The sequence below is a fragment of the Candidatus Thiosymbion oneisti genome, from assembly GCF_900092655.1.
In the GTDB taxonomy this organism is placed as follows: Bacteria; Pseudomonadota; Gammaproteobacteria; order Chromatiales; family Chromatiaceae; genus Thiosymbion; species Thiosymbion oneisti.
The window spans coordinates 1-2,815 of record NZ_FLUY01000667.1 but is presented as its reverse complement, the minus strand read 5'-3'; the positions used below and the strand labels follow the sequence as shown (position 1 = coordinate 2,815).

Genomic DNA, 2,815 nt, shown 5'->3' with positions numbered 1-2,815 from the left:
CGCGCCCGGACCGGCACGGCGCCGAACGCGGCGTAACGCAACCCGACGCTCGGATCCATTTTAACCAGACAGCTTCTAACTTACAGGATTATTCTTGATTCAGGCCCGTCTCTCCCGCTCCTGGTTGCGTGTGAACGACCAGAACCCCAACGCCAGCAGGCCGATCCAGCCCGCGGCGAGCCAGCCGATGATCCCGTCGTAGTTCCCTGCCAACCAGGCGTTCGGCGATGCCTGGTTGCCGTCGGTCAGGTGGCGGGTCACCTGTATCACGAAGATCCAGCCGGCATGCAGGCCCATACACCAACCGATGTGTCCGCTGTGCTCCCGCACCAGAGCCAGCAAGACGCCGGCCAGGAACAGGGCCGCCATGGAATCCAGGTGCCTCCATTGGAAGGCGTCGGCAAAGACCTGGCCGAACATCTGCCCGGTCCCGAGCCAATCGAAGGCCGTGCCCTCGGGTAGGGCATGAGGCTTCATGAAATGGACCAGGGTGAATAGAAAGGACGACCAGAGGATCGCGGAGCCTACACCACCACGCCGCCGAATGGCTGAATAGAGGGCGCCGCGAAAGAAGGTCTCCTCCAAAAGACTGGTGAGCAGACCGCCAATCAGGGCTTGGATCGACTTTCTGAGGAGCGCGGGTAGCCAATCCACCCCTGCCCCATGGGGTACCCGGATCTCCAGCAGCAGCAGATTGAGAACCAGGACCAGCAGGATGGCAACACCGAGCAGCCAACCCCGCCCCAGGGCGCTCAAAAACCGCGCGCGGGAAATCCCGTACCCGAGTGCTGTGCGATCGTTCAGGTGCATCGCCTTGAGGAAGGGCCAGAGGCCGATCAGAATGAAGACCTGCGCAAGGCGACCCATGACCCGGTGGGGATCATAGGCGATCCAGCCCGTCTGCATCAGCGGATAGGTGAGGAGGGCACCCAAGATCAGACAGCCGAAGAGGTAGAGAAAGAAGATGCCGGTTTCACGCATCGTGTTTCGCTTCCGTTTGGAAATAAGAGAGGGGTCTAAGAACAAAGAGCCTGTCTGGAAAAAACGTAATACATTGATTTTTAGGCAGTCTCTAAAAAAATCGCTTGACAAGCAGGAAAAAGGTTTGACGCCCCCCGTAGTTGATAGCGTAGAATGAAAAGTTAAGCAATAAGGATTTGCCTGCGACAGGCAGAACCGCACGGGAGACCGAAGTACGGAGGAACTGGCTCATCAATACTATCATTCGGCAAGGCGAGCGGGTTTTTTTAATAGACGGGCATTTCATCGAGGGGACGGGCATTTCATCGAGGGAATGCCCCGTACTGCGCGCGAAGCCCAGTTCGGGATGCTGGCGGTAGATCTGCAGCGATACGGCGCGCGAGGGCAAATCACCGCGATTGCGCAGTTCTATGAACTGGTGGTCCCGGGCCTGATCCTGACGCGGCACGTCTTCAGAGGGCTGGAACGCCCACTCTTTTGCGACGGCAGCATGCAGGGTGATGAGGACAAGCTCGTCTACACGCGAAAACCGGCCCTCGATTTCGAGTGGACGGGCGGGCCAGAGGGCCATCCAACGCGCCGCGAAGTTCCAGCCGGCAAGGTGTTCGGGGTGATCATCAGTCCAAACAAGAAGCACAGAGAGCCTTTTCCAGAAGTCGCTGGCTGGATTCATCACTGGAACTGGGTGGATGAAGATTCGGGGCTTGCTGAAGCCCCAATACACTGGGTCGATAGATACACCGAGAAACTGTGGACCAGGGGGGAATGATGCACGCGACGGTAGCAGCACAAGAAGCGGCGGGTCTGGAGTCGCTCCGGGCTTTTGTCGCTGAGAATTTCCAAGAATTCAGGCCTTTCGCCTACTATGACAAGCACTTGGACTGCATCCGCGTGCAGATCCGGGATTGCAGCGTTGCAGAGAAGCCCCTGAGCCGTATCTTCACGATCCTGAAGCCCATGCATGCCGAGACCTTGGAGTACGTAGGGTTCACCGTCAAGGGCGTGTGTCACCTGTTCAACCGGTTGGGCATCGAACCTTCCGGTGTGATCCGTTTGGCGGAAATCCTTGACGAGATCGTCAAGAAGTTCCCGGATCGGGCGGTGCGCTTAGTGAAAGAGGAGATCATGCGCAACCGTGTAATGCAGGAGCTGTCCGTAGACTTCGCCGAAGCCGCGTAGGAAAGGGTCAAACCACCCTGAAACCCGGGGAGCGTACCCGCTTCCCGGGTTTTTTTGTTTGACGCGCCAGGCGTGATTGAGCGCATCCCGGACGGGTCGACGATGATGACCCCGATTTCTCATGTGATGGGCTCCATGCCATGTGCGGCATAGCCGGGTATATCATGCGCGACGGCGCCAAGCCGGACCCCCGTGAGTTGGGGCACATGATCGATGCCCTCGCTCATCGCGGCCCGGACGATCGCGGTATCCACACGAGCGGACCCGTCGGGCTGGCCCAGGTCCGCCTATCCATCATCGGATTGGCGACCGGGCACCAGCCCATGGTCACGCTCGTTCCCACGCTCCAGAGACTGTGAAAGTATTCGTTTTCCCTGGAAGCGGTGGGGTGAGACCGCCATATTCCACGCTAAATCCTATACCACGTGGGATGAGGAGGAAGATTTTATGCTCAATTTAGGAAAAATTGTGTCGTCCTGTCCCTTTTGATCTGAAAATCTAGGAATACTTTCACAGTCTCTCCAGCGTGGGAACGGCAGCTTGTCCGCTCCAGCGGACGCAGCTCCTCGGTGCTGATCGGCGTTGGCTGTTAGCCTACCGAGGCGCTTAATCGACGCTGGAGCGTTAGATCCCTCCTCCGTCGGGACCAGGTCTG

At 58.4% G+C, this 2,815-nt stretch carries 4 protein-coding genes; 2 read left to right on the top strand and 2 right to left on the bottom strand.

Going from position 1 to position 2,815, the window contains the following annotated elements; all coding sequences use genetic code 11:
- Nucleotides 1-99 precede the first annotated feature (99 nt).
- Together BQ17_RS07270 and BQ17_RS20440 are read right to left on the bottom strand one after the other, a co-directional pair.
- The gene (locus tag BQ17_RS07270; RefSeq protein WP_089725685.1) at nt 100-981 is read right to left on the bottom strand and encodes a CPBP family intramembrane glutamic endopeptidase; all 882 of its coding nucleotides are present in this window, start codon (nt 979-981) and stop codon (nt 100-102) included.
- 91 nt (nt 982-1,072) lie between these two features.
- Nucleotides 1,073-1,705, bottom strand: a complete 633-nt coding sequence (locus BQ17_RS20440; protein WP_218068151.1) for a hypothetical protein — start codon at nt 1,703-1,705, stop codon at nt 1,073-1,075.
- 41 nt (nt 1,706-1,746) lie between these two features.
- Between BQ17_RS20440 and BQ17_RS07260 the strand changes: the two genes are divergently transcribed.
- Both BQ17_RS07260 and BQ17_RS07255 read left to right on the top strand, forming a co-directional pair.
- Nucleotides 1,747-2,160, top strand: a complete 414-nt coding sequence (locus BQ17_RS07260; protein WP_141699151.1) for a hypothetical protein — start codon at nt 1,747-1,749, stop codon at nt 2,158-2,160.
- A gap of 140 nt (nt 2,161-2,300) precedes the next feature.
- Nucleotides 2,301-2,519, top strand: a complete 219-nt coding sequence (locus tag BQ17_RS07255; protein ID WP_256091510.1) for a class II glutamine amidotransferase domain-containing protein — start codon at nt 2,301-2,303, stop codon at nt 2,517-2,519.
- The last annotated feature ends 296 nt before the right edge of the window (nt 2,520-2,815 follow it).